This window comes from Kitasatospora phosalacinea (assembly GCF_000717185.1).
Taxonomy (GTDB): domain Bacteria; phylum Actinomycetota; class Actinomycetes; order Streptomycetales; family Streptomycetaceae; genus Kitasatospora; species Kitasatospora phosalacinea_A.
Genome location: NZ_JNYE01000308.1, coordinates 1 through 263, shown reverse-complemented (window position 1 = coordinate 263; position 263 = coordinate 1). Strand labels below are relative to the sequence as shown.

Below are 263 nucleotides of genomic sequence, written 5' to 3'. Positions count from 1 at the left end.
AGCGTGCCGTTGCGGTACACGTCGTAGCCGGTCACGCCGACGTTGTCGCTCGACGCGCCCCAGGAGAGCGAGACCTGGGTGGCCGCGGTCGCGGTGGCGACCAGGTTGGTCGGCGCGGTCGGCGCGGTCGGGTCGCCGTTCGAGGGCGTGGTCACCGAGAGCGCGTTGGAGGCGGCCGAGGCGTTGCCCGCCGCGTCCCGGGCCTTCACGGTGAAGGTGTACGAGGTGGAGGCGGTCAGGCCGGTGACGGTCGCGCTGGTGCC

The 263-nt window shown here is 73.8% G+C and carries 1 pseudogene; it reads right to left on the bottom strand.

The annotated features are described in order from the left end of the window. Positions 1-263, bottom strand: a pseudogene (locus tag OO57_RS38150) (chitinase); the annotation flags it as partial.